At 61.5% G+C, this 26,863-nt stretch carries 25 protein-coding genes; 11 read left to right on the top strand and 14 right to left on the bottom strand.

What is annotated here, in order from left to right; all coding sequences use genetic code 11:
- Positions 1 to 71 precede the first annotated feature (71 nt).
- From znuB to zur, 3 genes are read right to left on the bottom strand one after another with little or no spacing between them, the layout of a single operon-like run.
- Positions 72 to 854, bottom strand: coding sequence for a zinc ABC transporter permease subunit ZnuB (gene znuB / locus ACRESH_RS11405; RefSeq protein ID WP_431742092.1), 783 nt, complete (start codon positions 852 to 854; stop codon positions 72 to 74).
- Positions 847 to 1,626 carry a zinc ABC transporter ATP-binding protein ZnuC gene (gene znuC / locus ACRESH_RS11400; RefSeq protein WP_431742091.1) on the bottom strand — a complete coding sequence of 260 codons (780 nt, stop codon included), beginning with the start codon at positions 1,624 to 1,626 and terminating at the stop codon, positions 847 to 849. Before znuC ends, znuB begins: the two co-directional genes overlap by 8 nt.
- Positions 1,626 to 2,108 carry a zinc uptake transcriptional repressor Zur gene (zur, locus tag ACRESH_RS11395; protein WP_038605245.1) on the bottom strand — a complete coding sequence of 161 codons (483 nt, stop codon included), beginning with the start codon at positions 2,106 to 2,108 and terminating at the stop codon, positions 1,626 to 1,628. The genes znuC and zur overlap by 1 nt, the downstream gene beginning before the upstream one ends.
- Positions 2,109 to 2,174: 66 nt before the next feature.
- On the opposite strand from zur, the gene ACRESH_RS11390 reads away from it, so the two are divergent.
- Positions 2,175 to 3,092, top strand: a complete 918-nt coding sequence (locus tag ACRESH_RS11390; RefSeq protein ID WP_431742090.1) for a zinc ABC transporter substrate-binding protein — start codon at positions 2,175 to 2,177, stop codon at positions 3,090 to 3,092.
- A gap of 97 nt (positions 3,093 to 3,189) precedes the next feature.
- Here ACRESH_RS11390 and ACRESH_RS11385 read toward each other — a convergent pair whose 3' ends face one another.
- Positions 3,190 to 4,140: a homoserine kinase gene (locus ACRESH_RS11385; protein WP_431742089.1), complete on the bottom strand. Its 951-nt coding sequence runs from the start codon at positions 4,138 to 4,140 to the stop codon at positions 3,190 to 3,192.
- 64 nt (positions 4,141 to 4,204) lie between these two features.
- A complete protein-coding gene (locus ACRESH_RS11380) occupies positions 4,205 to 4,492 on the bottom strand; it encodes a DUF2782 domain-containing protein (protein ID WP_274296525.1) in 288 nt (95 codons plus the stop codon).
- A 74-nt stretch (positions 4,493 to 4,566) separates the two neighbouring features.
- Between ACRESH_RS11380 and polA the strand changes: the two genes are divergently transcribed.
- Entirely contained in the window at positions 4,567 to 7,329 is a 2,763-nt protein-coding gene (polA, locus tag ACRESH_RS11375) for a DNA polymerase I (RefSeq protein WP_431742088.1), read from the top strand.
- Positions 7,330 to 7,629: 300 nt separating this feature from the next.
- On the opposite strand, the gene yihA is transcribed toward polA, so the two are convergent.
- Entirely contained in the window at positions 7,630 to 8,262 is a 633-nt protein-coding gene (gene yihA, locus ACRESH_RS11370) for a ribosome biogenesis GTP-binding protein YihA/YsxC (RefSeq protein ID WP_400172160.1), read from the bottom strand.
- Between the two features lie 192 nt (positions 8,263 to 8,454).
- Between yihA and ACRESH_RS11365 the strand changes: the two genes are divergently transcribed.
- From ACRESH_RS11365 to ACRESH_RS11325, 9 genes are all read left to right on the top strand, one after another.
- Positions 8,455 to 8,757 (top strand): c-type cytochrome, encoded by a 303-nt coding sequence (locus tag ACRESH_RS11365; protein WP_431742087.1) that lies wholly within the window; start codon positions 8,455 to 8,457, stop codon positions 8,755 to 8,757.
- Between the two features lie 33 nt (positions 8,758 to 8,790).
- On the top strand, positions 8,791 to 9,408 hold the full coding sequence (locus ACRESH_RS11360; protein ID WP_431742086.1) for a c-type cytochrome: 618 nt from the start codon (positions 8,791 to 8,793) through the stop codon (positions 9,406 to 9,408).
- A gap of 167 nt (positions 9,409 to 9,575) precedes the next feature.
- Entirely contained in the window at positions 9,576 to 10,205 is a 630-nt protein-coding gene (gene dsbA / locus ACRESH_RS11355; protein WP_431742085.1) for a thiol:disulfide interchange protein DsbA, read from the top strand.
- A 12-nt stretch (positions 10,206 to 10,217) separates the two neighbouring features.
- Positions 10,218 to 11,072: an endonuclease/exonuclease/phosphatase family protein gene (locus ACRESH_RS11350; protein WP_431742084.1), complete on the top strand. Its 855-nt coding sequence runs from the start codon at positions 10,218 to 10,220 to the stop codon at positions 11,070 to 11,072.
- A 28-nt stretch (positions 11,073 to 11,100) separates the two neighbouring features.
- Positions 11,101 to 13,107, top strand: coding sequence for a diguanylate cyclase (locus ACRESH_RS11345; RefSeq protein WP_431742083.1), 2,007 nt, complete (start codon positions 11,101 to 11,103; stop codon positions 13,105 to 13,107).
- A gap of 61 nt (positions 13,108 to 13,168) precedes the next feature.
- On the top strand, positions 13,169 to 13,942 hold the full coding sequence (locus ACRESH_RS11340) for an N-acetylmuramoyl-L-alanine amidase (RefSeq protein WP_431742082.1): 774 nt from the start codon (positions 13,169 to 13,171) through the stop codon (positions 13,940 to 13,942).
- A 78-nt stretch (positions 13,943 to 14,020) separates the two neighbouring features.
- Positions 14,021 to 15,640: an EAL domain-containing protein gene (locus tag ACRESH_RS11335; RefSeq protein ID WP_431742081.1), complete on the top strand. Its 1,620-nt coding sequence runs from the start codon at positions 14,021 to 14,023 to the stop codon at positions 15,638 to 15,640.
- Positions 15,641 to 16,126: 486 nt separating this feature from the next.
- Positions 16,127 to 17,458, top strand: coding sequence for a glutamate/aspartate:proton symporter GltP (gene gltP / locus ACRESH_RS11330; RefSeq protein ID WP_431742080.1), 1,332 nt, complete (start codon positions 16,127 to 16,129; stop codon positions 17,456 to 17,458).
- Positions 17,459 to 17,627: 169 nt separating this feature from the next.
- Complete coding sequence (locus ACRESH_RS11325) at positions 17,628 to 18,857, top strand: nucleoside recognition domain-containing protein (RefSeq protein WP_431742079.1); 1,230 nt, start codon at positions 17,628 to 17,630, stop codon at positions 18,855 to 18,857.
- On the opposite strand, the gene ACRESH_RS11320 is transcribed toward ACRESH_RS11325, so the two are convergent.
- The 8 genes from ACRESH_RS11320 to ACRESH_RS11285 form a co-directional block, all read right to left on the bottom strand.
- Positions 18,839 to 19,459 (bottom strand): ABC-type transport auxiliary lipoprotein family protein, encoded by a 621-nt coding sequence (locus ACRESH_RS11320; RefSeq protein WP_431742078.1) that lies wholly within the window; start codon positions 19,457 to 19,459, stop codon positions 18,839 to 18,841. The genes ACRESH_RS11325 and ACRESH_RS11320 overlap by 19 nt on opposite strands.
- Positions 19,456 to 20,394, bottom strand: coding sequence for an MlaD family protein (locus tag ACRESH_RS11315; protein WP_431742077.1), 939 nt, complete (start codon positions 20,392 to 20,394; stop codon positions 19,456 to 19,458). The genes ACRESH_RS11320 and ACRESH_RS11315 overlap by 4 nt, the downstream gene beginning before the upstream one ends.
- Position 20,395: 1 nt before the next feature.
- On the bottom strand, positions 20,396 to 21,163 hold the full coding sequence (locus tag ACRESH_RS11310; RefSeq protein ID WP_431742154.1) for an ABC transporter ATP-binding protein: 768 nt from the start codon (positions 21,161 to 21,163) through the stop codon (positions 20,396 to 20,398).
- 32 nt (positions 21,164 to 21,195) lie between these two features.
- On the bottom strand, positions 21,196 to 22,338 hold the full coding sequence (locus tag ACRESH_RS11305) for an ABC transporter permease (protein WP_431742076.1): 1,143 nt from the start codon (positions 22,336 to 22,338) through the stop codon (positions 21,196 to 21,198).
- 37 nt (positions 22,339 to 22,375) lie between these two features.
- Positions 22,376 to 23,395: a DUF5924 family protein gene (locus ACRESH_RS11300; RefSeq protein WP_431742075.1), complete on the bottom strand. Its 1,020-nt coding sequence runs from the start codon at positions 23,393 to 23,395 to the stop codon at positions 22,376 to 22,378.
- 69 nt (positions 23,396 to 23,464) lie between these two features.
- Entirely contained in the window at positions 23,465 to 24,853 is a 1,389-nt protein-coding gene (locus tag ACRESH_RS11295) for a M16 family metallopeptidase (RefSeq protein ID WP_431742074.1), read from the bottom strand.
- A 34-nt stretch (positions 24,854 to 24,887) separates the two neighbouring features.
- On the bottom strand, positions 24,888 to 26,546 hold the full coding sequence (locus ACRESH_RS11290) for a Na/Pi cotransporter family protein (protein WP_431742073.1): 1,659 nt from the start codon (positions 26,544 to 26,546) through the stop codon (positions 24,888 to 24,890).
- Positions 26,547 to 26,634: 88 nt separating this feature from the next.
- The coding region (locus ACRESH_RS11285) for a hypothetical protein (RefSeq protein WP_431742072.1) at positions 26,635 to 26,863 on the bottom strand (229 nt) is incomplete at its 5' end.

Genomic DNA, 26,863 nt, shown 5'->3' with positions numbered 1-26,863 from the left:
AGAATAAATCTTCAGGGCCCTGCGTGATTTAAATGTCGCAGGGTGCAACCGCCGCGGCTGCACCCTGACGGTCAGCGCCGGGGCAAGGCCAGGCTCAGCAAGAATAGCACTGCCGCGCAGACCACGATCGAGGGGCCGGCCGGGGTGTCCTTGAACCAGGACAGTGCCAGCCCTCCACACACTGCCGTAATCCCCAGCAGGCTGGCGCCCAGCGCCATTTGCTCGGGAGAGCGAGCGTGACGTTGCGCCGCAGCGGCCGGGATGATCAGCAGCGAGGTGATCAGCAGCACACCGACGATTTTCATGGCCACGGCAATCACCACCGCGATCAGCAGCATCAGCGCCAGACGTAGCGCGGCCACCGGCAGGCCTTCGACCATTGCCAGTTCTTCATGCACGGTCACCGCCAGCAATGGGCGCCATAACGCCACCAGCAACAGCAACACCGCGGCGCTGCCGCCGAGGATCCAGGCCAGGTCACCAGGGCTGATTGCCAGCAGATCACCGAACAGATAAGCCATCAGGTCGATGCGCACATCGCGCATGAAGCTCAGCACCACAAGGCCCAGGGACAGGGTGCTCGGGGCGAGAATACCCAGCAGGGTGTCGGACGCCAGCGGTTGGCGCTGCTGCAGGGTGACCAGCAGGATTGCCAGCAACAGGCAGCCGACCGTTACCGCCAGTGCCGGGCTGATATCCAGCACGAAGCCCAGGGCCACGCCCAGTAGTGCGGCATGCGAAAGGGTGTCGCCGAAATAGGCCATGCGCCGCCAGACCACGAATGACCCCAAGGGGCCGGCGACCAGGGCCAGGGCCAAGCCTGCGAGCAGGGCGTAAAGCAGAAAATCAGCCATGCTTGCAGTGTTCTCCGTGTATGTGCCCGCCTTGGGCCGGGGTAACCACCGAGCCATGCAGGTCGTGGGCGTGGTCGTGATGGTGATGGTAGATCGCCAGGCTTGGCGCATTGCTGCCGAACAGTTCAACGAAGGCCGGATCGCCGCTGACCTGTTCCGGGTGCCCGGAACAGCAGACGTGGCGGTTCAGGCAAACCACCTGGTCAGTGGTGCTCATCACCAGGTGCAGGTCGTGGGAGACCATCAGCACGCCACAGCCATGGCGGTCGCGCAAGCGGGTGATCAGGCTGTAGAGCTCGGCCTGGCCGGCCACGTCGACCCCTTGAACCGGTTCATCCAGCACCAGCAGCTCAGGCTCGCGCAGCAGTGCCCGGGCCAGCAGTACGCGCTGCATTTCACCGCCGGAAATACCCTGGATCGGGCTGTCGATCACCTGTTCGGCACCGACTTCCTTCAACGCACTCAGGGCGGCGGCGCGGTCGACACCTGGCACCAGGCGCAGAAAACGCAGGACCGACAGCGGTAAGGTGGCATCCACGTGCAGCTTCTGCGGCATGTAGCCGATGCGCAGGCGAGGCTTGCGCCAGACCTTGCCGGTGTGGGGCTTGAGCAGGCCGAGCACGGCGCGTACGAGGGTGGTTTTACCGGCCCCGTTGGGGCCGATCAGGGTGACGATTTGTCCAGGCTCCACAGCCAGGTCGATGCTGTCGAGTACGGCTTGCCCGGAGAAAGCCACGCCGACCTGTTCGAGGCGAATCAGCGCATTGCTCATCAGGCGCTCCGGCAGTTGCCGCACAAGCCGACCACTTCGACGGTTTGCGCCTCGACGCTGAAGCCGACGTCCTTGGCACTGGCGACAATGGCGTTGCTGATGCTGGTCTGCTCCAGTTCGATCGCCACATGGCACTCCCGGCAGATCAGGAACTGCCCCTGGTGGGCATGCTCCGGGTGACTGCAGCCGATGAACGCGTTGAGCGAGGCGATGCGGTGCACCAGGCTGTTCTCCAGAAGAAAATCCAGGGCCCGGTACACGGTCGGTGGCGCCGCTCGACGACCATCCTGTTCGCTCAATACCGCGAGAATGTCGTAGGCACCCAGCGGCTTGTGGCTCTGCCAGACCAGTTCCAGCACTCGTCGGCGCAGGGCGGTCAGGCGCAGGCCTTTGCGTGCGCACAGCACATCGGCCTCGGCCAGGGCGCTGTGGACGCAATGGGAGTGGTCGTGGGGACGATTGGCCAGCGGGGTTTTAGGCATGAGCGGCGACGGTTCTGATTAGAGACGTTATTATGTTACCTGTTCCTGCCCCTTTGAGTGGTCATCGTGTCCCGATTTTTTGCCCTTTTTGTCGCTTTTATCACCACCCTGGTGATGGCCCAGGCACAGGCCGAGGTCCGTGTCCTGACCAGCATCAAGCCCCTGCAACAGATCGCCGCGGCGGTTCAGGACGGCGTCGGCAGCCCTGAAGTACTGCTGCCACCGGGCGCCTCACCACATCACTATGCCCTGCGTCCTTCCGACGTACGGCGGGTGAGCGAGGTGGAGCTGTTGTACTGGATCGGACCGGACTTGGAAGGCTTCCTGCCACGGGTACTCAAGGGGCGCAGCAAACCCAGTGTGGCGGTGCAGGACCTGCCCGGCCTGCACTTGCGTCACTTTGGCGAAGATAACCACGCCGATGACGAAGATAGCGACGATCACGACCATGATCACCGCCCGGGGAGCCTGGATGCCCACCTGTGGTTGTCGTCGACCAATGCCCGGGTGATTGCGGCGAAGATGGCCGCTGACCTCAGCGCTGCCGACCCGGCCAATGCCGCACGCTACCAGAGCAACCTGAAGGCCTTTGGCGAGCGCCTGGATGCCCTGGATGCGCGCTTGAAAAAGCGCCTGACCGGTATCAGCGGCAAGCCGTTCTTCGTGTTCCATGAGGCGTTCGATTACTTTGAGTCGGCTTATGGTCTCAAGCACACCGGAGTGTTCAGCGTGGCGGCCGAAGTGCAACCGGGTGCCCAGCACGTGGCGGCGATGCGCAAGCGCTTGCAGGAAGTGGGCAAGACCTGTGTGTTCAGCGAGCCGCCATTGCGCCCGCGGCTTGCCGAAACGCTGACCGCGGGCTTGCCGGTAACGCTGGCCGAGCTGGATGCTTTGGGTGGGACTGCGCCGGCCAGTGCTCAGGGGTATGAGCAGTTGCTGGAGAAGCTGGGGAATGATTTGGCAGGGTGCCTGGAAAAACTCTAGAGCCTGTAATCGCCGGCAAGGCCGGCTCCTACAATAAGGTCGCGGTGCAACTCGGACCCTGTGGGAGCCGGCCTTGCCGGCGATGTTCTTTCGAGGCTTACAAAGCAAACGGAAGGGCGATTTCCACCTGTTGGCGTGCCGCCAGGCGCACTTCAAAATCTGCCGGATCGTGAATCAACACGTCCATCCCGGCAAACGACTCGGCAGCGATCAAGCGCGACAGCCAGAAGCGCACGCAGGCAATGCGCAACATCACTGACCACAGCTGCGCCTCTGCCGAGGTGAATGGCCGCAGCGCCGCATAAGCGCCCAACAATGCCCGCGCGCGCGGCCTATCGATTTGCCCGGCGTCGTCACAGCACCAGTCATTGAGGGTGATCGCCAGGTCATAGAGCATTGGCCCCGAGCAGGCGTTGTAGAAATCGATCAGACCCGTCAGGTGGGTGCCTTCGAACAGCACGTTGTCGCGGAACAGGTCGGCGTGCAGGTTGGCTCGCGGCAGGGCCATGATCTGCGCGTGGTGTTCACCGATCTCGTCCAGGCAGCCCTGCAGCAACTGACGTTGCTCCGCATTCAGGCGCGGCATCAGCTCGGCGCCGGTTTCCAGCATCCAGTCCAGTCCGCGGTCGGTCTTGCGCTCCAGGACCTTATCGCGGGTGGCCAGGTGCAGGTGGCCGAGCAGTTCGCCGATCTGCACGCAGTGCTGGTTGTTGACGTCTTTGATGTGCTTGCCGGGCAGGCGCGGTTGCAGCAGCGCCGGTTTACCGGCCAGCTCGCGCAAGGCCACGCCGTCGTTGCCACGCAAGGCGTAAGGCACGGGCAGGTCGGCCTCGTGCAGCACATCGAGCAACTCGATGAAGAACGGCAGGTCCTGGATCGGCCCGCGTTCGACCAGCGTCAGCACGTACTCTCCCTGTTCCAGACTGACAAAGAAGTTACTGTTCTCGGTGCCGGCGGCAATGCCCTGGAAGTCCCGCAGGCGGCCCAGGCCGTACGGCGCCAGAAAGGTTTCCAGCTCAGGCCGGGTCAGGGGGGTGAAGACTGACATGATCAAAAATTGCCCATACGGGCACTTCTGCAAGGAAGTGCCAGGTTGAAAGGAAAGGTGCGCCTTACCACTCGAAGATTTTCCACGAGGGGATCAGCATGTCCGGATAGTCGGAGCGAATGAAATTGCCCTCCGAACCATCGGCGCGTACCAGGAAATATGGTTTGCCGCCTTTCGGCGTGACCTTGATTGCATACAGGAAGCCATTTTGCCGGTATTCCTGGATGGTTTTGTCGCCTTCCGTGCGAATGGTTACTTCCGGATCGGCCGATGGCGCGTCTTCCGCTGCCAGGGTGACGACCGGAGTGACTGCCAACAGACTGAGCAGCAACAGGCGATTTAGTGTACGCATGATAACCTTGTCCCTTTGTCGTCAATGTTCCGGACATTCTAGCGCCGGGCCCGTCGAAAAGGTTGATTCTGCTCATGAGCCAAGCTCCCCTCGTCCTGGTGGACGGTTCCTCATACCTCTACCGCGCCTTTCACGCGCTGCCGCCGCTGACCACCTCCAAGGGCATGCCGACCGGTGCGGTCAAAGGCGTGCTGAACATGCTCAAGAGCCTGCGCAAGCAGTACCCGGACAGTCTGTTCGCGGTGGTGTTCGACGCCAAGGGCGGGACCTTTCGCGACGAAATGTTCGCCGAGTACAAGGCCAACCGGCCGAGCATGCCGGACGATCTGCGGGTGCAGGTCGAGCCGTTGCACGCCAGCGTCCGCGCCCTGGGTTATCCACTGCTGTGCGTCGAGGGCGTTGAAGCCGACGATGTGATCGGTACCCTGGCCCGCAGTAGTGCCGCTGCCGGTCGTCCGGTGATCATCTCCACGGGCGACAAGGACATGGCGCAGTTGGTCGATGGCCACATTACGCTGGTCAACACCATGACCGGTACTGTCCTCGATGTGCCTGGCGTCCACGAGAAATTCGGCGTCGGTCCTGAGCACATCATCGATTTCCTTGCCCTGATGGGTGACAAGGTCGACAACATCCCGGGTGTGCCGGGAGTGGGTGAAAAAACCGCCGTTGGCCTGCTCACCGGTATCGGTGGCGGCCTGCGCGAGCTGTACGAGAATCTCGACAAGGTTCCAGGTCTGGCCATCCGTGGTGCCAAGACGCTACCGGCCAAGCTTGAGGAGCATCGTGATGCGGCCTTCCTCTCCTACGAACTGGCGACCATCAAGATCGATGTGCCACTGGAGGTTGAGGTCGGCCAACTGGTTTGCGGCGAGCCGGACCGCGAGGCGCTGCTTGAGCTGTACACAGAGATGGAATTCAAGAGCTGGATTGACGAGGTGCAACGCGATGCCAAGCGGGCAGGCCAGGAGATCGTCGCCGAGGCGCCTGAGGAAGTTGTCGAGGCAAAGTATGAAACCATCCTCGATCAGGCCCGTTTCGACGCCTGGCTGGAAAAGCTGCATAAAGCGCCACTGTTCGCCTTCGATACCGAGACCACCGGCCTGGATGCGCAACAAGCGCAGCTGGTAGGCCTGTCGTTCGCGGTGCAGGCTCATGAAGCCGCTTATGTGCCGCTGGCCCACAGCTATATGGGTGTGCCCGAGCAACTGGACCGCGACAGCGTACTGCTGGCGCTCAAGCCGCTGCTCGAAGACCCGAAAAAGCTCAAGGTCGGACAGAACGCCAAGTACGACATGAATATCCTCGCCAACTGTGCCATTGGTGGTGATATCGCCAACGGCATCCTGATGCAGGGCGTGGCCTACGACACCATGCTTGAGTCCTATGTGCTCGACTCGACGGCTACCCGTCACGACATGGACAGCCTCGCGCTCAAGTACCTGAACCACACCACCATCGGGTTCCAGGACATTGCCGGCAAGGGCGCCAAACAACTGACCTTCGATCAGATCAGTCTGGAGCAGGCCGGCCCTTACGCCGCTGAAGACGCCGACGTGACCCTGCGCCTGCACCAGGCGTTGCAACAGAAACTGGCCAAGACTCCGAGTGTGTTGCCGGTGCTGACCGATATCGAAATACCGCTGGTGCCCGTGCTGGCAAAGATCGAGCGCCAGGGCGCGCTGGTCGACGCCGACCTGCTTGGCATCCAGAGCGTCGAGTTGGGCGAGAAACTGGTGCAGCTGGAGCGCGAAGCCTTCGAGACCGCGGGTGAGGAGTTCAACCTCGGTTCGCCCAAGCAGTTGGGTGTGATCCTCTATGAAAAGCTGGGCATGCCGGTGCTCAGCAAGACCGCCAAGGGCCAGGCTTCGACTGCCGAAGCGGTGTTGGCGGAGTTGGCCGAGATGGACTTCCCACTGCCCAAGGTGCTGATGCAGTACCGCTCCCTGAGCAAGCTCAAAAGCACCTACACCGACCGCTTGCCGGAGCAAATCAACCCGCGCACCGGACGTATCCACACCTCCTACCAACAGGCCGTGGCGGCCACGGGCCGTTTGTCGTCCAGTGACCCTAACCTGCAGAACATTCCGATCCGCACCGCCGAAGGCCGACGGATCCGCCAGGCCTTCATCGCCGCTCCCGGTTACAAGCTGTTGGCGGCGGACTATTCGCAGATCGAATTGCGGATCATGGCCCACCTGGCCAAAGACCAGGGCCTGCTGCACGCCTTCCGCAACGACCTGGACGTGCACCGGGCAACAGCAGCCGAGGTGTTCGGGGTCGACCTGGCCGATGTCACCAGCGACCAGCGGCGCAGTGCCAAGGCGATCAACTTCGGTCTGATCTATGGCATGAGCGCCTTTGGCCTGGCCAAGCAGATCGGCGTCGACCGCAAGCAGTCGCAGGCCTACATTGATCGCTACTTTGCCCGTTACCCCGGCGTGCTGGCCTACATGGAGCGCACCCGGGCGCAAGCCGCCGAGCAAGGCTTCGTCGAAACCCTGTTCGGTCGTCGCTTGTATCTACCGGAGATCAATGCGAAGAATCCGGCCTTGCGCAAAGGTGCGGAACGCACGGCGATCAACGCGCCGATGCAGGGCACGGCGGCAGACATCATCAAGCGCGCGATGGTGGCGGTGGATAACTGGTTGAGCGATTCCGGCCTGGACGCCCGCGTGATCCTGCAGGTGCACGACGAACTGGTTCTGGAGGTACGCGAGGACCTGGTCGAGCAGGTGCGTGAACAGATTCGTCCACACATGAGCAATGCCGCAGCGCTGGATGTTCCGCTGCTGGTTGAGGTAGGTGTGGGGGCAAACTGGGACGAAGCGCATTAAAATGCGGCTAAATGTGGGGAAAAGCTGCGGCATATCGTCGCGGATTTTCATGGCCCTGAAGCCTTGGGAGCAAAAAAATCCTGCGCTATCGCAAATAGTTTTTAAACACCCGGAACTAATCCGGTGAGCGACGACTCAGAGTAACTGAATGGCTGGTGAAGCCCTTCGATGCTCCTATGTTGTGTTAAGTGTTGGCAGATATCTGGACCCCGCCCTAGCGGTCCGGAACTTGGACCCCGAACTTCCCCCTCCCCATACGAAGTCCGGGGTTTTTTTTGCCCGGCGTTTACCGGGCAGCCCTTATTCTGCGGGCTTGTCCGGCAGTTCCATCCAGCGCGCCAAGACGCCGTAAGCCTCTTCCAGGCCCTGGCGCTTGGGCGCCGAGAACAGCTGTATGGAGACGCTGTCACCCCAACCCTTGCGAATTTCCGATTGCACCTTGAGCAAGGTGTTCTTGGCGGCGCCAAAGGTCAGCTTGTCGGCTTTGGTCAGCAGGATGTGCATGGGCATGCCCGAGGCCCGTGACCAGTCGAGCATCATCTGGTCGAAGTCGGTCATCGGATGGCGCACGTCCATCATCAGGATCAAGCCTTTCAAGGCCTCGCGGCTGCCCAGGTAGGCTTCCAGGTGCTTCTGCCAGTGCTGCTTGAGCGGAATCGGCACTTTGGCATAACCGTAGCCCGGCAAGTCGACCAAACGCCGTTCCTCGTCCAGACTGAAGAAATTCAACAGCTGGGTACGCCCCGGGGTTTTCGAGGTGCGAGCCAGGCTGGCGTGGGTCAGGGTGTTCAGGGCACTGGACTTGCCAGCGTTGGAGCGGCCGGCAAAGGCCACTTCAAAGCCCTGGTCGGGCGGACATTGGTCGACCTTGGCGGCGCTGATAGCGAACTTGGCCTGTTGGCAGAGACCGAGGATGGGGTTTTTGACTTGCATGGTTTTTCCGGTTGGGCGTTGCGCGAGGGGGTCTCGGCAAGCGGTGTCGTTTCCGTTTCAGTAACGGGAGTATATAATGCCCCAGTTTTTGTGTGCGCATTATCCCGGCGTAGGAGGATGTGCACGGGGGCGGTTGATTCGAGCTCGCGCAGTAGAACGCAGTGCAACCCCCAACCCTGAAAGGTCGTTCGTATGACGAAATGGCTGCTTGCTGCAGGTGTCTTGATACCGTTTTTCAGCGCTCAGGCTACACAGGATCCCCAGGCAGTGTACAAGCGAGCATGTGCCGCTTGCCATGCCGGACAGCTACCGCAGGCACCGCGACTGGGTGACCAGGCAGCATGGGAGCCACGGCTGGCGCAGGGGATGGAGACGCTGGTGAAGCATGTCGCACAGGGTTTCAAGGCTATGCCGCCGCGTGGATTGTGCATGGACTGCAGTGCCGAGGACTACCAGGCGATCATCCAGTGGATGAGCCGGAGTCCCGATACATAACTCTTTCACCCTTAGCCGTAGTTGGATTAGCTGATGAACAAACTACTCGTGAGTCTGCTGTTGACCTTGGGCGTCACTGGTGCCGCCAATGCCGCAGAGCCTGTCAAAGGGGATGCCGCTGCTGGTCAGGCCAAAACTGCTGTATGTGGCGCATGTCACAATCCGGACGGCAACAGCCTGGCGCCGAACTTCCCGAAACTTGCAGGCCAGGGTGAAAAGTACCTGGAAAAGCAACTGCACGACATCAAGTCGGGCAAGCGCACCGTGCTGGAAATGACCGGCATGCTCGCCGCCTTCAACGATCAGGACATGGCGGACATCGCCGCCTACTTCGCCAGCCAGAAAGGCAGTGTGGGTGCTGCTGACCCGAAACTGGTCGAGCGCGGTCGTGCCCTGTTCAACGGTGGCGATATCGACAAAGGCCTGCCGGCCTGCACCGGCTGCCACTCGCCGAACGGCGCAGGTCTGGCCCTGGCCGGCTTCCCGCACCTGGGTGGCCAGCACGCTACTTATGTGGCCAAACAGCTGACCGACTTCCGTGAAGGCAACCGCACCAACGATGGCGACGCCACCACCATGCGCACCATCGCCGCCAAGCTGAGCAACAAGGATATCGAAGCGCTGTCCAGCTACATCCAGGGTCTGCACTGATCCGCGCGTTAACGCTGGGATAATACTGCGGCGTTAAGATGAAAAGGGTGGCTTCGGCCGCCCTTTTTTGTGCCCGCTGCCGTTACACTAACGAACTCGGGCCCGCTTCGACCTGTCTTACGGCAGGTCGCGTCGAGGCGACCAAATAGACTGCTCAGGAGTGAAGCATGCGTAATTTGATTCTCAGCGCCACGCTGGTCGCCGCCAGCGTATTCGGTGTGACTGCCCAGGCTGCGGAGCCGGTGGAAGGCAAGGAGTATGTCCAGCTGAGCAACCCGGTACCGGTGTCGGTGCCAGGCAAGATCGAAGTGGTCGAGCTGTTCTGGTACGGCTGCCCACACTGCTATAGCTTCGAGCCGGTTGTTAATCCATGGGCCGAGAAGCTGCCCGCCGACGTCAACTTCAAGCGCATTCCCGCCATGTTCGGTGGCCCATGGGATGCCCATGGCCAGATGTTCCTGACCCTTGAAGCCATGGGTGTCGAGCACAAGGTTCACGCTGCAGTGTTCGAGGCTATTCAGGTTCAGCGCAAACAACTGACCAAGCCTGAAGACATGGCCGAGTTCCTGGCCACCCAAGGGGTCGACAAGGAAAAGTTCCTGTCCACCTTCAATTCCTTCGCCATCAAAGGCCAGGTGCAGAAAGCCAAGGATCTGGCCAAGAAGTATGAAATCACTGGCGTACCGAGCATGGTCGTCAACGGCAAGTACCGCTTTGACCTCGGTACCGCCCAAGGTCCACAAGGCGTCCTGAACGTCGCCGACCAGTTGATCGCCAAGGAGCGCGCCGCCAAGTAAGCGGCGCCCACCATGCGCCGCTGGAGAGCTGAGCGAGGCATTGGCCTGCACGATCCGCGGGTCAACGAACATCACCTGCAGGCTAACGGCCTGCCAGAGGATGGCCGACTGCGCCTGCTCAGTTTCAACATCCAGGTGGGCATCAGCACCGAGCGTTACCGGCACTACCTGACCAAGAGCTGGCAGCACCTGCTGCCGCACCCCGGGCGTGCCGGCAACTTGCAGAAGATCGGTGAGCTGCTCGGCGACTTCGACCTGGTGGCGCTGCAGGAAGTCGACGGTGGCAGTCTGCGTTCCGGCTACGTCAATCAGGTCGAGCACCTGGCCCAGCTGGGTGCCTTTCCTTATTGGTATCAGCAGCTCAACCGCAACCTTGGGCGCTTTGCCCAGCACAGTAATGGCGTGCTCAGCCGCCTCAAGCCGCAACTGCTTGAAGACCACCCCCTGCCTGGCCCGGCCGGACGTGGGGCGATCCTGGTGCGTTTCGGTGAAGGCGAAGATGCGCTGGTGGTGGTCATGATGCACCTGGCACTGGGCGCCAAGACTCGCGCCTTGCAGTTGGCCTACATCCGCGAACTGATTGGTGGTTACCGCCATCAGGTGCTGATGGGCGACATGAACACCCACGCCAACGACCTGCTCCTGCACTCGCCGCTGCGCGATCTGGGCCTGGTTGCTCCTCAGGTGCAAGCCACCTTCCCCAGCTGGCGCCCACAGCGCTGCCTTGATCATATTCTGCTCAGCCCGAGCTTGACCCTGGAGCGGGTCGAGGTGCTGGCCCAGCCTATTTCCGATCATCTTCCGGTCGCGGTTGAGATTCGTTTGCCTGATGCCCTCGCTGTGGATACGCTGCCCGCTTTGAGCTAATTGCCATCACCCCTCTGCGGACCCAGGCATGACCGACGAAGCCCAGCGCTGGAAAGAAAAGTACCTCAAGAGTATCGAACAGCAAGAGAAGCTCGAGCGCCGTTGGGAGGCCCGCCTCGACCTGCTGCGCCGTGGTCTGGTGCGTAGCACCCTGGCCGCCGAAGGCAGCGATCGGGCGGTGGACCAGTGCATGAAGGAGATGCGCGAAGTCATCCGCACCGACAACATGGACGCCGCCCTGGCGGGTCTCATTCCACGCCTGGAAAAGGCCGTGCTCGATTCCGAGCAGCGCCGTGAAACCCGCATTGGCCAGGTCAGCACAGCCCTCACCTCACTGGTTACCCAGTTGCAGGCTTTGCCGTTGCCCAGTGACGTCAGCCGTCCGCTAAAGAAGTTCGCCAAGCAGGTCGAGGCCCGCGCCAGCCAGTCTCGCGAGGTGCCGCTACTACTGGGTGAGCTGAGCGGTTTGCAGGGCCAGGCACTGTCGGCGCTCGAGCGCCCTGACGAGACACAACGCCTGGGGTTGTTGCAGCGCCTGTTCGGTCATCGCGAAGCCGAAGCACAAGCGCTGCAAGCGGCCATGGCGGGTGCAGTGCCGGTTGCGCCTGAGGCTGTCGAACCGCCTGTGCCGGTACTGCATGCGCAGAGAGAAGCTGAGCCGCAGGCGCAGGTTGTTGTCGATGTCGACGAGCTGCAACCGCTGAAGGTTGCCCAAGAGGTTGTTGCCGAAACGTCAGAGCCAGCATCGGTCGAAGCAGAGGTCAGCGAAGCAGCGCTGATTGAGGCAAGTCCGACTGTCAATTTGCCAACGACTGCAGCGCTTGAAGCCGAATTGCCAGCACCGATCGAGCTGCCCCCTGCCGCGAGCGAGCCCGAACTGCCGGCGTTGCCCGAACAACGTTCGGACGCGCCAGAGGACGATCAGCCTGATGTCGTCCAAGCACTCTACGAGGACCCTCATTACGCCCTGCCCGACGGCACCGAGCCGACCTACAGCTCGGTCGCCGCGCATATCGAGGAAACCCTGTTGGGCCTGCTCGATGACCTGACCCTGCCCGAACGCCACAAGGCTCAGGCGCAGTCCATGCGCGAACGCTTGGAGCATGGCTTGAACTGGTACGAGTTGTTGCCGGTTTTAGATGACCTGGCCGTACTGATGCTGGCGATCAACGACAGTGGTCAGCACGAGTTCGAGGCTTATCTACAACAACTCAACGAGCGCCTCGAATCGTTCCAGAGCCATTTGCATGAAGCCAGCGAAGGCCATGCCGACAACACCTCTGCGGCACGCGACCTGGACAGCCAACTGCGTGAACAGGTCGATGGCTTGCAAAGCAGTGTGCAGGGCGCTGCCGATCTGGACAGCCTCAAGCACATCCTGGAAAACCGTCTTGAAGGCTTGCTCGGCACCATGGACAAGCACCAGCAGCAGCGCGACCAGCGCGAACAGGACATGGCCAACCGCCTGCACGGCCTGTCTGAACGGGTCGCGAGCATGGAACAGGAAGCCATGGGCTATCGCGAGCACCTGGAGGAGCAACGCCAGAAAGCCCTGATCGACCCCCTAACCGGCCTGCCCAACCGGGCCGCCTGGTCAGAACGGGTGGATCAGGAAGTGCTGGAATGGCAGGAGAACGGTGGTCATCTGCTGATGGCGATCCTCGACCTCGATCACTTCAAGCGCATCAACGACAGCTACGGCCACCTGGCCGGCGACAAGGTCCTGAAGATTGTCGCCAACGTGTTGCGTAAACACCTGCGCAGCCGCGATTTCATTGCCCGTTTCGGCGGTGAAGAGTTCGTCCTGCTGATCCCGCAGACCGCCATACCCGTCGGCTGCCAGCTGGCGGAAAGCCTGCGCGCAGCCATTGAGGCCTGCCCGTTTCACTTCAAAGGCGAGCGGGTCACCATTACCCTGTCCATCGGCATCAGCGCGTTCCGCAGCGGTGAGCGCAGCGAAGTAGTGCTCAAGCGCGCCGATGAAGCGCTGTACCGGGCGAAACATCTGGGTAGAAATCGAGTTGAACAGGGATAAGTGGCAGCAGCGCAGATACGTTATGCTATTGCATTGCAGATCATTACATGTGCCCTTCCTCATGAAAGCCATTCTCACCGCGCTCCTGCTGCTGGCCCTGGCGGGTTGCAGCAGTGGCTTGCGGATCGACCGCAGTCACCCTTCGGTCAGCCAGGACGGACGTATTCAATTTATCGTCCTGCATTACACCAATGCCTCGCTGGAGCGCTCCCTGGAGTTGTTGACTCACGGTGAAGTCAGCAGCCATTACCTGGTCGGCGACTCACCGGCGACCGTCTATCAGTTGGTCGATGAAAGCCGCCGCGCCTGGCATGCTGGCGACAGTCAGTGGGATGGCCGTACCTGGCTCAACTCCAGCTCCATTGGTATCGAGATCGTCAACCCGGGCTTTACCAATACACCGACCGGACGGGTCTGGCATCCCTACACAGAAGCGCAGATCGAGGCGCTGATTGTGCTGCTCAAAGACATCGTCAAACGCAACAACATCCAGCCCCGCTACATCATTGGTCACAGCGACATCGCGCCGCTGCGCAAACTCGATCCGGGCCCGATGTTCCCCTGGAAGCGCCTGGCCGACGCCGGTCTGGGGGTCTGGCCGGACGCACGGGCGGTGGCTCAGCAGCAGGCGCGTTTCAGCATCAATCCGCCAAGCATCACCTGGTATCAGCAGCAATTGGCACGCTTCGGCTATGCCATCGAGCAGACTGGCGTCTACGACGTCAGCACCAAGCATGTGCTGGCGGCATTTCAAATGCGCTTCCGTCCCCAGCGTTTTGACGGCGTGGCGGATGCGCAAACGGCGGCGATGTTGCAAGTGCTCAACAGCCGCTGAACAACGGCGCCGCCAAACGGCCAGGCTGACTTGACCGTCAGTTGCTATACCTCTTGGTATTCAACTGGATGCTTCTTGATGTCAGCTGCCCTCTCTGTGCTGCGCCACTTGCTCTATCGTCCCTGGTTACTGGCCACACTTGCGGCTTCGGCCAGCGCAGTGCTGCTGCTGATCGCCAGCATCGGTGTAGCCATGCACCAGATGCAGCAGAGCGAAAGTGAGCAGATGAACGCCAAGGGCGAGCGCTTTCTCGAGCGCCTGGAGCAGATTTTCGGGCAACTGCGCGAGGGCGTCGATGAACTCCAGGCACAACACCTTCGCGGCTGTGATGCGGCGATGCTGGGAGTTCTGCAACAGGTAGGCTTCAACTACCGCTTTGTCTATGAAGCAGCCTATGTCGATGGCACGGTTGCCTGTTCCAACCGAATAGGTACACGCACCATTGATCCCTTGCGGCCTCCGGACATTCAGGGGCCGACCTACAGCTACTGGCTCAATACCACCACCGAACCCGATGACAACCTTGCGGCGTTGATGCTTGGACGAGATAAGTTCCTGGTCGCGACTTCCCGTGGGCACCTGACTGATGTAGTCGACCTGCCCCCGGACGGTAGCTTGCTGGTGGTGCTGGATAACGGTGTGCGTGCAGTACCGGTGCTTGGCCCGCCTCAAGCGTGGCCGCCTGCGGCCGACTGGCCACCGAAAACCAAGGATGCGCTGCTGGAGTTGCCTGACCGCTTGATCTATCGCATGCCGACCAGATCGCCGGACTATCAGCTGGTCTTGATTGCACCACGTGCCAGCTTGCCGTTGAAGATGAATGGCGTGCTCTGGTTGCTGTTCCCCGGCAGCCTGGTACTGGCTTGGTGCATCGGTTGGCTGGTGCTGCAATTGGTGCGTCAGCGTCGCTCGATGAGTTCCGAGCTGCAGGGTGCCTTGCGCCGCGGAGAGTTACAGGTGTTGTATCAGCCCATCTTCGAACTCACCAGCCGCCGCTGTGTGGGGGCTGAAGCCTTGGTGCGCTGGCGGCGGCCGGACGGCACTCTGACCAGTCCCGATCTGTTCATTCCCCTGGCGGAAAATACCGGTCAGATCCGGCAGATCACCGACTTCGTCCTGCAGCGGGTGCTCGAACAGCTGGGGCAGCTGCTGCGGGCTAACCGGCAACTTTATATATCGGTCAACCTGGCGGCCTGTGATGTGATGGTACCCAGGATTGGCAGGGTCGCGGCACGTTTATTGGCTTTGCATCGTGTCTCTGCCAGCCAGATCGCGTTCGAGGTCACTGAGCGCGGGTTGATCGACGTGGTGGTCGCCCGCGACAACCTGCAAGCCTTGCGCGCGGTGGGTCACCAGGTACTGATCGATGACTTTGGTACCGGTTACTGCAGCCTGGCGTACCTGCAGACCCTGCCGGTGGACTGCCTGAAAATCGACAAGGCGTTTATCGACGCCCTGGGTCATGACGCAGCCAGCAGCGGCGTGGCGCCCCATATCATCCGTATGGCGCATGCCCTGCAGCTACGGGTGATTGCCGAAGGTATCGAGTATGAAGACCAGGCCATGCTGCTCAACAGCGAAGGTGTGAATTACGGTCAGGGGTGGCTGTTTGCTCATCCGCTCAGTGCCCGTCAATTCGTCGAGCTGATCACCCGCGGTCGACGCATGGCACCGCGGCGGTTCGATGATGAAGCTTGACACGGCGTGGCTTCAGATTCCGTTCGACTTTCCTGCCAGACGCGCCGACGCATATTTCGGCGCGACCGTACATCGATATTTTTTCACCTTGCCAGCGTGGTTGAATCGAGGCGATTTCACGCATTCGGATTGTCGAACAACGCTCGTTTGCACTCAGGTGGATACGTCTAAATCTGCCGGAATGTGGCGCTTTGGCCATCGTCGGAATTCCGAACAGCCTTCTCGCAACCCTCTGGGACGCTCGTTTCGATAGAAAAATGTCATGCCGATTCGGCATAGGGCAGCCGTTTACGGCATTAGACGGCCCTCCCTCACGTGGGAATAGTTGCGCCTTTTTCGCTGGCCTGAGCGTTCCTGCGCTCGCCTGCGGTGACCTTCTACGGAGTCGCCTGTCGATAGCCTTCACCGATCAAATGACGCTGGAAACGGCTCTGGATCGCGGTTGTCAGCCAGGTGTCCGTGTCCACTTGAAGAAAAGGTAATGACATGAAGAAGGCAAAGCTAAGCCTCGCCTGGCAGATCCTCATCGGTCTGGTATTGGGGATTGCAATTGGCGCTTTACTGAATCATTTCAGTGCAGAAAAGGCATGGTGGATCAGTAACGTCCTGCAACCTGCCGGCGACATCTTCATTCGCCTGATCAAGATGATCGTCATCCCGATCGTGATTTCGTCGCTGATCGTGGGTATCGCCGGGGTTGGCGACGCGAAAAAACTCGGCAGTATCGGCCTGAAGACCATCATTTACTTCGAGGTGGTCACTACCATCGCGATCGTGGTCGGCCTGGTGCTGGCCAACCTGTTCCACCCGGGTGCCGGTATCGACATGAGTACCCTGGGTACCGTCGATATTTCCAAGTATCAGGCCACTGCGGCTGAGGTTCAGCATGAACATGCGTTCATCGAGACCATCCTCAACCTGATTCCATCGAACATCTTCGCAGCGCTGATGCGTGGCGAAATGCTGCCGATCATCTTTTTCTCGGTACTGTTCGGCCTGGGCCTGTCGAGCCTGCAGGCAGAGATTCGCGATCCGTTGGTGAAAACCTTCCAGGGCGTCTCCGAAGCCATGTTCAAGGTCACTCACATGATCATGAACTACGCGCCAATCGGTGTGTTCGCGCTGATTGCTGTGACCGTTGCCAACTTCGGTTTTGCCTCGTTGCTGCCACTGGCCAAACTGGTGCTGCTGGTTTACTTCGCCATCGCCTTCTTCGGTTTCATGGTGCTCGGCCTGATCGCCCGCTTGTTTGGTTTCTCGATCCTGAAGCTGATACGTATCTTCAAGGACGAGCTGGTCCTGGCTTACTCCACCGCCAGTTCCGAGACCGTGCTGCCGCGCGTGATCGAGAAAATGGAAGCCTATGGTGCGCCGAAAGCCATCTGCAGCTTCGTAGTCCCGACCGGATACTCGTTCAACCTTGACGGTTCGACCCTGTACCAGAGCATCGCGGCCATCTTCATTGCCCAGCTGTACGGTATCGACCTGTCGATCAGCCAGCAGCTGTTGCTGGTGCTGACCCTGATGGTGACCTCCAAGGGTATCGCCGGGGTGCCGGGCGTGTCCTTCGTGGTTCTGCTGGCCACCCTGGGCAGCGTCGGTATCCCGCTGGAAGGCCTGGCGTTCATCGCCGGCGTCGACCGCATCATGGACATGGCCCGTACCGCCCTGAACGTAATCGGCAACGCCCTGGCGGTGCTGGTAATCGCACGTTGGGAAGGCATGTACGACGATGCCAAAGGCCAGCGCTACTGGAATTCGCTGCCGCACTGGCGCAGCAAAGAAGCGGTTCCTGCTGGCAAGACTGCCAACCAGTAAGTTGCAAGCTGGTTGAACGAAGAGCCCCGACCTGGTCGGGGCTTTTTCGTTTCGGCGATATCGCGGGGCATGCGGGCTTGCCCCGCGATTGGCCCACCACCCTATAGCGTCGGTGCATTGCTCGACTGCTACCGCTATCATTCGTCGCAACTTTGTGGGGGAACAACGAATGCTCAACGGCCTTTGGCTTGGTTTTTTCTTGGTCGCGGCCATCTCCGCGCTGGCGCAATGGCTGGTAGGCGGCAATGCCGGGATTTTTGCCGCGATGGTCGAGAGCATCTTCGCCATGGCCAAACTGTCGGTCGAGGTGATGGTCTTGCTGTTCGGCACCCTGACCCTCTGGCTGGGCTTTCTGAAGATCGCTGAGAAGGCCGGTATCGTCGACTGGCTGGCCAAGGTGCTCGGCCCGCTGTTCGCCCGCCTGATGCCGGAAGTCCCGCCCGGCCACCCAGCCCTGGGCCTGATCACCCTGAACTTCGCTGCCAACGGCCTGGGTCTGGACAACGCCGCCACGCCCATTGGCCTCAAGGCCATGCGCTCCCTGCAGGAGCTAAACCCCAGCTCGACTACTGCCAGCAATGCGCAGATTCTGTTCCTGGTGCTTAACGCCTCGTCCCTGACCCTGCTGCCGGTGACTATCTTCATGTACCGCGCCCAGCAAGGCGCCATGGACCCGACCCTGGTGTTCCTGCCGATCCTGCTGGCCACCAGCGCCTCGACTCTGGTCGGCCTGCTTTCGGTGGCGGTAATGCAACGCCTGCGTCTGTGGGATCCGGTGGTCCTGGCTTACCTGGTGCCGGGTGCCCTGATGCTGGGCGGCTTCATGGCTTTTCTTGGCACCCTCTCGGCCACGGCCCTGGCCGGACTGTCGTCGATTCTGGGTAACCTCACCCTGTTCGGCCTGATCATCCTGTTTCTGCTGATTGGTGCCTTCAAACGGGTGAGGGTCTATGAAACCTTCGTGGAAGGCGCCAAGGAGGGCTTCGACGTCGCCAAGAACCTGTTGCCCTATCTGGTCGCCATGCTCTGCGCCGTCGGCATGTTGCGCGCCTCAGGCGCCCTGGAGCTTAGCCTGGACGGGATCCGCCATGTAGTGGAGTGGCTGGGGATGGATACGCGCTTCGTCGAGGGGCTACCTACGGCGCTGGTCAAACCGTTCTCTGGCAGCGCGGCACGGGCGATGCTGATCGAAACCATGCAGACCCACGGGGTCGACAGTTTCCCGGCGCTGGTGGCGGCGACCATTCAGGGCAGTACCGAAACCACCTTCTACGTGCTGGCGGTCTACTTCGGCGCCGTCGGCATACAGCGCGTCCGCCATGCCGTGGGTTGTGCCCTGCTCGCCGAACTGGCCGGGGTGATTGCGGCTATCCTCGTCTGCTACTGGTTCTTTGGCTGAAGCTGGGCCAGGGTCCAGTCCACCAGTTGCGCCATCAGCCGGTCGCTGGCCGCACCGAAGCCGCTGACCACGGCAGGCACCTGCTTGTCGCCCAGCGGCTGACGCACCTCAAAGCGCCGGCTGGCAAGGATGCGCTGATTGCGCCCTTGCACCAGACGCGCGTCATAGCGAATCACCACTACCAGGCCGTCGGCGCTGTACTCGCTCTGGAACGCTTGTAGCTCGCCTGCCAGCTCATAGTCAGCCTGCAGGTTACTGTCATCGGCACTGAGCTGGGGGACCCGGCCATCGAGCTGGAAGGCATCGAGCATGCGGTTGCGCAGCAGCAAGGGTGCCGGGTCGCTCCAGCGAGCTCCTTTGTAGCTACTGATCAGGTTGCCTTGGGGGACCACGGCAATTTTCGGGTTGTTGAGGGCATCGCTGGCCAAAGGCTTGTTCAGGCGCAGCGACCAGCTGGCCACAGTGCTCTGAGGTGCCGCTCGGCTGACGTGTGCCGAAGGCAGGCGATAGACGTCAGCAGGTTCTGCCTGTGGCAGGATCGAGCAGGCACTGCCCAGGCTCAGCACCACGGCCAGGACCAGGTAGCGGCAGGTACGACTCATGGCGTGAACTCCTTGTTGCTGTCACGGCCGAGCAGGTAGCCGCTGGGGTTGGCTTCCAGGCGCTGGGAAATCGCCCTCAGCGAGTTGAGGGTCTCGCGCAGCTCACGGATGGCCGGGGCCAGCTGGTTCAGGCCCTGGGCACCACCATCGAGGGCTTCGCGGTTGTCGTTGAGCAGGCTGTTGAGGGTGGCCGTACTCTGGGCCAGCGACTGCATGGCCTGTTCGGCGCTGCCGAAGGCTTGCTTGCCCTGGCTGTTGAGCAGGTCATTGGCATTGCGCATCAGTTCGCTGGTCTGCTCGAGCATGGCGCTGGCCTGATTACCGACCTGGGCCAGTTGCTGGATCGCGGTGCGGATATCCCCACGCTGGTCGCTGAACGCCGCCGTAGTCTGCTCCAGGTTTGCCAGGGTCTTGCTCAGTTGCCTGGCGTTGTCTGCGGAGAACAGCTGGTTGGCGTTGTGCACCAGCATGTTGATGTTGGTCAGCAGGTCGCTGCCGTTGTCGAGCAGTTGAGCGATAGGTGACGGCGAGGCGACAATCACCGGCAGCTTGCCGTCCTTGCCCTTGAGCTCGGGGCTGTGCGGCGTGCCACCGCTGAGCTGGATGAAAGAGGTGCCGGTGATGCCGGTCAGGGTCAACTTGGCCCGGGTGTCCTCCTTGACTGGTGTGTCGGCGCTCAGGCGCACTTGTGCCAGCACCCGGCGTGGGTCTTGCGGGTCCAGGCGCAGGCTGGTGACGTCACCCACCTTGATGCCGCTGTACTGCACCGGGCTGCCCCGGGACAAGCCAGAGACGGCTTCATTGAACACTATCTGGTAATCCTTGAAGGTGCTATCGACGCTGGACTTGGTTAGCCACAGGCCGAATAGCATGGCGCCGGCGACCACAATGACCGTGACCAGGCCGATCAGCACGTGATGTGCACGGGTTTCCATTTCAGAGCTCCTTTGCCGCTGTGGCGGCCTGATACGCCGCACGGCCACGCGGGCCATGAAAGTAGTCGTGGATCCAGGCGTCGTCGGTGTCTTCGACCTGGGCGATGGGGCCTGCCACCAGGACCTTTTTCTGCGACAGCACCGCCACCCGGTCGGTGATGGTGTAGAGGGTGTCCAGGTCGTGGGTGATCAGGAACACACTCAGGCCCAAGGCGTCGCGCAGCGTCAGAATCAATTGGTCGAAGGCTGCCGCACCGATCGGGTCCAGGCCTGCGGTGGGTTCATCGAGAAACAGAATGTCCGGATCCAGTGCCAGGGCCCGGGCCAGTGCGGCGCGTTTAATCATGCCGCCGGACAGCGACGAGGGGTACTTGCCGGCGGCGGAGATCGGCAAGCCGGCCAGGGCCAGCTTGACCCCGGCCAAATGTTCGGCGTCGGCGCGCGACAGGCCCGCATGTTCGATCAGCGGCAAGGCGACGTTTTCGGTGAGCGTCAGCGAAGAGAACAGCGCGCCCTTCTGGAACAACACACCAAAGCGCCGTTCGACCTTCGAGCGCTGCTCGTCGTTCAGGCCACTGAGGTCTTGACCGAACACCTTCACCTGGCCCTCGTTTGGCCGGCGCAGACCGACGATGCTGCGCAGCAGCACCGACTTGCCACTGCCCGAACCACCGACTACGGCCAGGATTTCGCCGCGGTACAGGTCCAGGTCCAATTGCTCGTGCACGCTCTGGGTGCCGAACCGGTTGCAGATGCCCCGGGCCTCGATAACGGTCTCGCGGCTGTCGGGGGTTGTCTGGCTCACCAGCCCATCTCCATGAAAAACAGCGCAGCCACCGCATCGAGGACGATCACCACGAAAATCGATTGGACCACGCTGGAGGTGGTGTGGGCTCCCACCGATTCGGCGCTGCCGCTGACCTTGAAGCCTTCCAGACAGCCAATGGCGGCGATCAGGAAGGCGAAGAACGGCGCCTTGGCCAGGCCGACGAGGAAATGCTGCACACCGATGTCGCTCTGCAGCAAGGAGAGGAACATGGCCGGGGAAATATCCAGCGACAAGGCGCAGACCACCCCCCCGCCGATGATGCCGCAGAGCATCGCGAGGAAGGTCAGTAGCGGTAGCGCGATCAGCAATGCCAGCACCCGGGGGACTACCAGCAATTCGACCGGATCCAGGCCCAGGGTGCGGATGGCATCGATCTCTTCATTGGCTTTCATCGAGCCGATCTGCGCGGTGAAGGCGCTGGCGGTGCGGCCGGCCATGAGGATGGCGGTCAGCAGTACGCCGAATTCGCGCAGGAAGGAGAACGCAACCAGGTCGACCGTGAAGATACTCGCGCCAAATCCGGCCAGTACTGTGGCGCCGAGGAAGGCCACCACGGCACCGACCAGAAAGGTCAGCAGAGCGACGATGGGCGCTGCATCCAGGCCGGTTTGTTCAATGTGCGCGACCACGGCAGTGACCCGCCAGCGTCGCGGCTGCAACAGGCGCAGGGCCAGGGTTTGCAGGATCAGGCCGACAAAGCCCAGAACCTGCAAGGTGTCTTGCCAGAGGGTGTCGACTGCGCAGCCGATGCGACTGAGCAGCTGGATCAGTACCGATTTCTCGGGCTGCTTTTGCGGGATGCAGAAGTCCTGCACCGAGCAGTACACCGTCTGCAACAGCGCGCGGCTGGCTTGCGGCAGTTGCGCCGTTGCGCTCAGGCGCGACAGGCGTTCGGGGCCGAGCAGTTCGACCAGCAGTGAAGCGCCGGCGGTATCCAGGTGACCAAGCTGGTCGAGATCGACCTCGGTGCTCTGGTCGTAGTGGCCGATCAGGCGCTCGCTGCTGCGCTTGAGGCTGGCGTAGTTGGCCAGCGTCCAGTCACCGGTAAGCCGCAGGCACGCAGGGTTACTTGTGGTGTCCAGGGTTGCGCTGGCTGGTGTAGTCATAGGCTCCATGCAGTCGACCGACAGTTCGCAGCCTCAGAGCATAGCGTTACTCGGCCGTGAGCGCTTGACCATCGTCAATTACCCGGAAACGCAGGACACCGATGACTTGGCCATCTTCGGTCAGTACCCTCACCTGCCAGCGCCCCACCGGGTTGCCAGGGAAATTCTGCTTGTGCGTCCAGGCCCGGTAGCCTTCCTTGCGCCCGCCATGGATGTCCAGGGCAATGCGGTCGACCTCTTTACCGTTGAATTGCCAGACATGATAAATCCGCTCGTTCAGCCCGCGCGGCGCCTTGATCGCGGTAAACGCGTAGAGTCCGGCACCGATCTCACTGGCCTTGATCTGACTCAGGCTCTTGCCTGGCGTGCGGTTTTCCAGCTGGGTGCTGACGGCCACTTCGGTCATCCACAAAGTGGCCGGCGGCACCCAGGAGCGCAGCATCCAACCACTGGCACCGACGGCAAGGGTCAGGACCACCAGCATTACCCCACGTCGCCAGTGCTGAATGGGAAAACTGCTGGCCAGGCTAGGGAATGACAGCAGCATGGCGATCACCAGAGCCAGCTTGAAGCTTTGCGAGGTGGTCAGGTGCAGAATGATCGGCAGCGCGGTAAGCAATGCAGCGAACAGGGTCAGGGTATGCAGTGCGAGGAGTAGCCAGCGTCGTGGGGCCAGCCATTTGTAATACAGGGGATCGATGATCGATATCAGCCCGGCGGCGCCGAGCAGGCCGGTAAACACCAGTTGGCCGCTGTTCCAGGTGGTGGTGACAAAAAAGAACGGCAGGACGAAGAACAGGCTTTCCTGGTGGATCATCTGCGTGGCGTAGCGCAGCAGCGGCTGCGGGATCTCGCGCTTGAACACCTTGGCGAACACTTTGGTGAAGGTGTTTTCCAGCATCAGCCAGATCCAGCTGATCAGCATCACGATAGCGATCCAGCTGGCCAGACCGTCCTGGCGGTCGACCAATATGAAGCTGGCAATACCGGAGATGAAACCGCCGAGGGCGATGACGCCGGGGTAGCGCTTGATCAGTTCGATCAGACGCTGGAGGTAGTGAGGCATGAAGGTGTTCGCAGGGTGAGGTTCAAACCTGCACAGGATACCGTGCTTTGTACTGGCCAGCTGCCTTTGTCATTCCTGCACGTTGTGGTGCCGCCGCCTGGCCCACAACAGCCCGCCGGCCAGGATCACCCCCAGGCCCAGCGCCACCAGCCCATACAACTCGTCATAACTGATCAACGGCAGCTCGACACGCACATACCCAGGTTCGGCCAGCAACTGACGCAAGGCCTGATTGGCATCATCCAGACTCACCCGACGCATGGTGCGCACCGGGTCGGCAAAGCGGCCGTCGAGGTAATCGTTCAGTGCGCCCCAGTAGTAATCCGCCAGGGCAGCGTTACCCTGGGTGGTCCAGGCCTCGCGATCAATTGCCGCTTGCTTGACCCGCTCGAAGGTGGCCGGGTCCAGGCCGCTCTTGCGCAGCTGCTCAAGCATGTCGCCCAGGGCCTGCTCGGCTTCCTTGATGTCAGCGCGGTCCAGGTCGGCATTGAGGCTCATTACTCCGGTGTCGCCGAAGCTTTCCCGTTGGCTGAAAGGCCCGTACGACAGTCCGTGCTTGAGCCGCAATTGTTCGTACAGCGCCCAGTCCAGATAGCGCTGCAGCAGGTCGTAGGTCTGGCCGTGATCGTTGTCCAGCACCGGTTCGAGGAACAACCAGTGCAGACGGGCGCTGTCACCGAGCCAGCCACGGATCAGCTCGCGACGGGCTTGGGCCTTGTGGATAACCCCTTCCAGCGTCCGGCGTTCGCCAGGTTCGGCTGGGTCCAGTGTGCCATAGGTGCGTTCCAGGTAAGCCGGCAGCAGGCGATCCAGGCCGCCAACCACGATCAGGCTCATGTTGTTGGCGGCGTACCAGTGCTGGCGCAGATCGTTGACCTGTTCCAGGGTCATGTCGGCTACCGTCGAGCGTTCGGCGCACTTGAGTCCCAGTTCCACCGCAAGCTGGTCGCTGGCGCGGTGGCCGAGGTCCTGGCGGTCAAGCCAACGCTGCAGGTGTGAGTAGTGTCCGCCGTCTTCGCGCTCGACGATCTTTTTCGACAGCGCCAAGTCCTTCTCGTCTATCTCGGTGTCCTTGATCACCGCCAGCAGCAGGTCGAGTACCTTGCGCTGGTTGCGGGCCGGGGCCTCGATGACAAAGGTGGTGTCGGCACTGCTGGTGTAGGCGTTCCACTCACCGCCCAGGGCCTGCATGCGTGCTTCCAGCCCCCCTTCACCGTTGTCGTCGATGCCACTGAACAGCAGGTGTTCGAGCAAGTGCGGCAGCTCTTGCTGTTCACAGGGAAAGTCGTCGAAGCCGACCCCGACTACCAGGCGAATCGACACATGATTGCGCTCATAACCCGACTTGAGCAGCACCTGCAGGCCATTGGGCAGCAGGTAGCCTTCGACCTGCGAGCGGTCGAGGGCAAAGCCGGGCATAGCCCCCAGCAGCAGGCACAGGAGCAGCAGGCAACGCATGGCGAGCTTCCTTGCGAGAGTTAAGGGGTAGCGGTCAAGGTGAATGGGCATCGTCCGGCACACTGTCGAGCAGCAGGCCGCCAGTATCGGAGCCACCCAATACCACATAGGCACTGCTGCAGAACAAGGAGTTCAGTCGTTTCATATCGGCAATCAGTTCCAGATGCAAGGCGCTGGTTTCGATACTTTGCACCACTTTACGTTGCAGGCGGCTGACATGGGCGTGGGCCAGGCGCCGTTCCTGGGCGCGAAAGCGGCGTTTCTCCCGTAGCAACTGGCGGGCACTTTCCGGGTCGGCGCTGAGAAAAACCGACAGGCCCAGGCGCAGGTTGGCGAGTAGCTGGCTATGCAGTCCGGTCAACTCTTCCAGGCCGACATCGGAGAACTCCCGGCGCTGGGATGTCTTCTGTTGCTGCACTTTACGCAGCATGCGTTCGATCAGGTCGCTGGCCAGCTTGAGGTTGATCGCCAGCTCGATGATTTCTGCCCAGCGCTTGCTGTCCTGATCGCTCAAGTCTTCGCGGGGCATCTGCGCCAGGTACAGTTTGATCGCGTTGTTAAGGGCCTCGACGTCTTCGCCCAGGCTGCGGACCTGCTGCGTCATCGCCGTGTGGATTCCCAACAGCACGCCATGCATGGCGTCGAGCATGTTGTCGATCAGATCGCCGACGCGCAGGGTTTCGCGCACGGCGTTGGCCAGGGCCAGGCTCGGTGTGCCCAGGGCTGCCGGATCCAGGTGGCGTGGGCGGGCTCGGCCATTGGCTTGTGCCCGTTCCGGTAGCAGCCAGCTACACACGCGGGCCATGGGCGTGACCGTCGGCAGCATGACCAGACAGCGCAGGCTGTTGTAGAGCAGGTGGAAGCCGATCACCAGTTCCTGGGCACTGAAGCTTAGGGTGTCCATCCAGCGCACCAGCGGGTCGAGCACCGGGATGATCAGAACCAGGCCGATCAGCTTGTACAGCAGACTGCCCAGGGCCACTTGGCGTCCGGCAGCGTTGCGCATGCTGGTACTGAGGAAGGCCAACAGGCCGCTGCCGATGTTGGCGCCAATGACCAAGCCGATGGCCACCGGCAGGCTGATCAGCTCGGCACCGGCCAGGGTCGCGGTGAGCAGGACGGCGGCCAGGCTCGAATAGGAAATCAGCGCAAACAGGGCGCCGACCAGGGCGTCGAGCAGGATGTCGCCGGTCAGTGAAGCGAACAGCACCTTCACACCCTGGGCCTGGGTAATCGGCGCGGCGGCTTCGACTATCAGTTGCAGGGCGAGAATGATCAGGCCCAGGCCGATACCGACGCGGCCCAGTTGTCCGGCACGGGTTTGCTTGCGTGATAGAAAGAAGATCACCCCTAGGAAGATCAACAGCGGTGACAGCCATGACAGGTCGAAGGTCAGTACCCGTGCCATCAGCGCCGTACCGACATCGGCGCCGAGCATGATGGCCAGCGCCGGGGTCAAGGTCATCAGTCCCTGACCGACAAAGGAGGTCACCAGCATTGCCGTCGCGTTGCTGCTCTGGACCATGGCGGTTACCAGGATCCCGGCGAGGAAGGCCAGTGGTCGCCTGGACATGTTCTGGCTCAGCACGCGTCGCAGGTTGGAGCCGTACACCCGCAAGATACCGGTACGCACAATGTGCGTGCCCCAGATCAGCAGCGCCACGGCGGAGAGCAGATTGAGCAGGGTCAGCATTGAACAGGCCCCCTGTTGGTCCTGCCCCAACGGGGCAAATGGATGGTGCCATGAGCCTGGCCTGATTGCAGGCGGTTTTTACCAGTGCTCACTTAAGCTGTAGTCGGCCCAAAGGCTTGGCGCCAGCATCGCATAGCCAGCGCGAGCTTTGAAACAAAACCATCATGAAAACAAATGAAAAAGCGCCCCTCAGCAGACTGTGTGAAAACACGCTGACAGGCCTTAAGCCAAACGCCCCGACTTGTTCGGGGCGTTTGTTTTTGTGCTGTAAAAGGCCTTTCAGCCCATCAGTTGCATCATTTTTCGGGCACCCAGGA

The organism is Pseudomonas sp., assembly GCF_050739775.1.
Classification (GTDB): Bacteria; Pseudomonadota; Gammaproteobacteria; order Pseudomonadales; family Pseudomonadaceae; genus Aquipseudomonas.
Note: the sequence above shows the minus strand (reverse complement) of the source record. Positions and strands in the feature narration are given on the sequence as shown.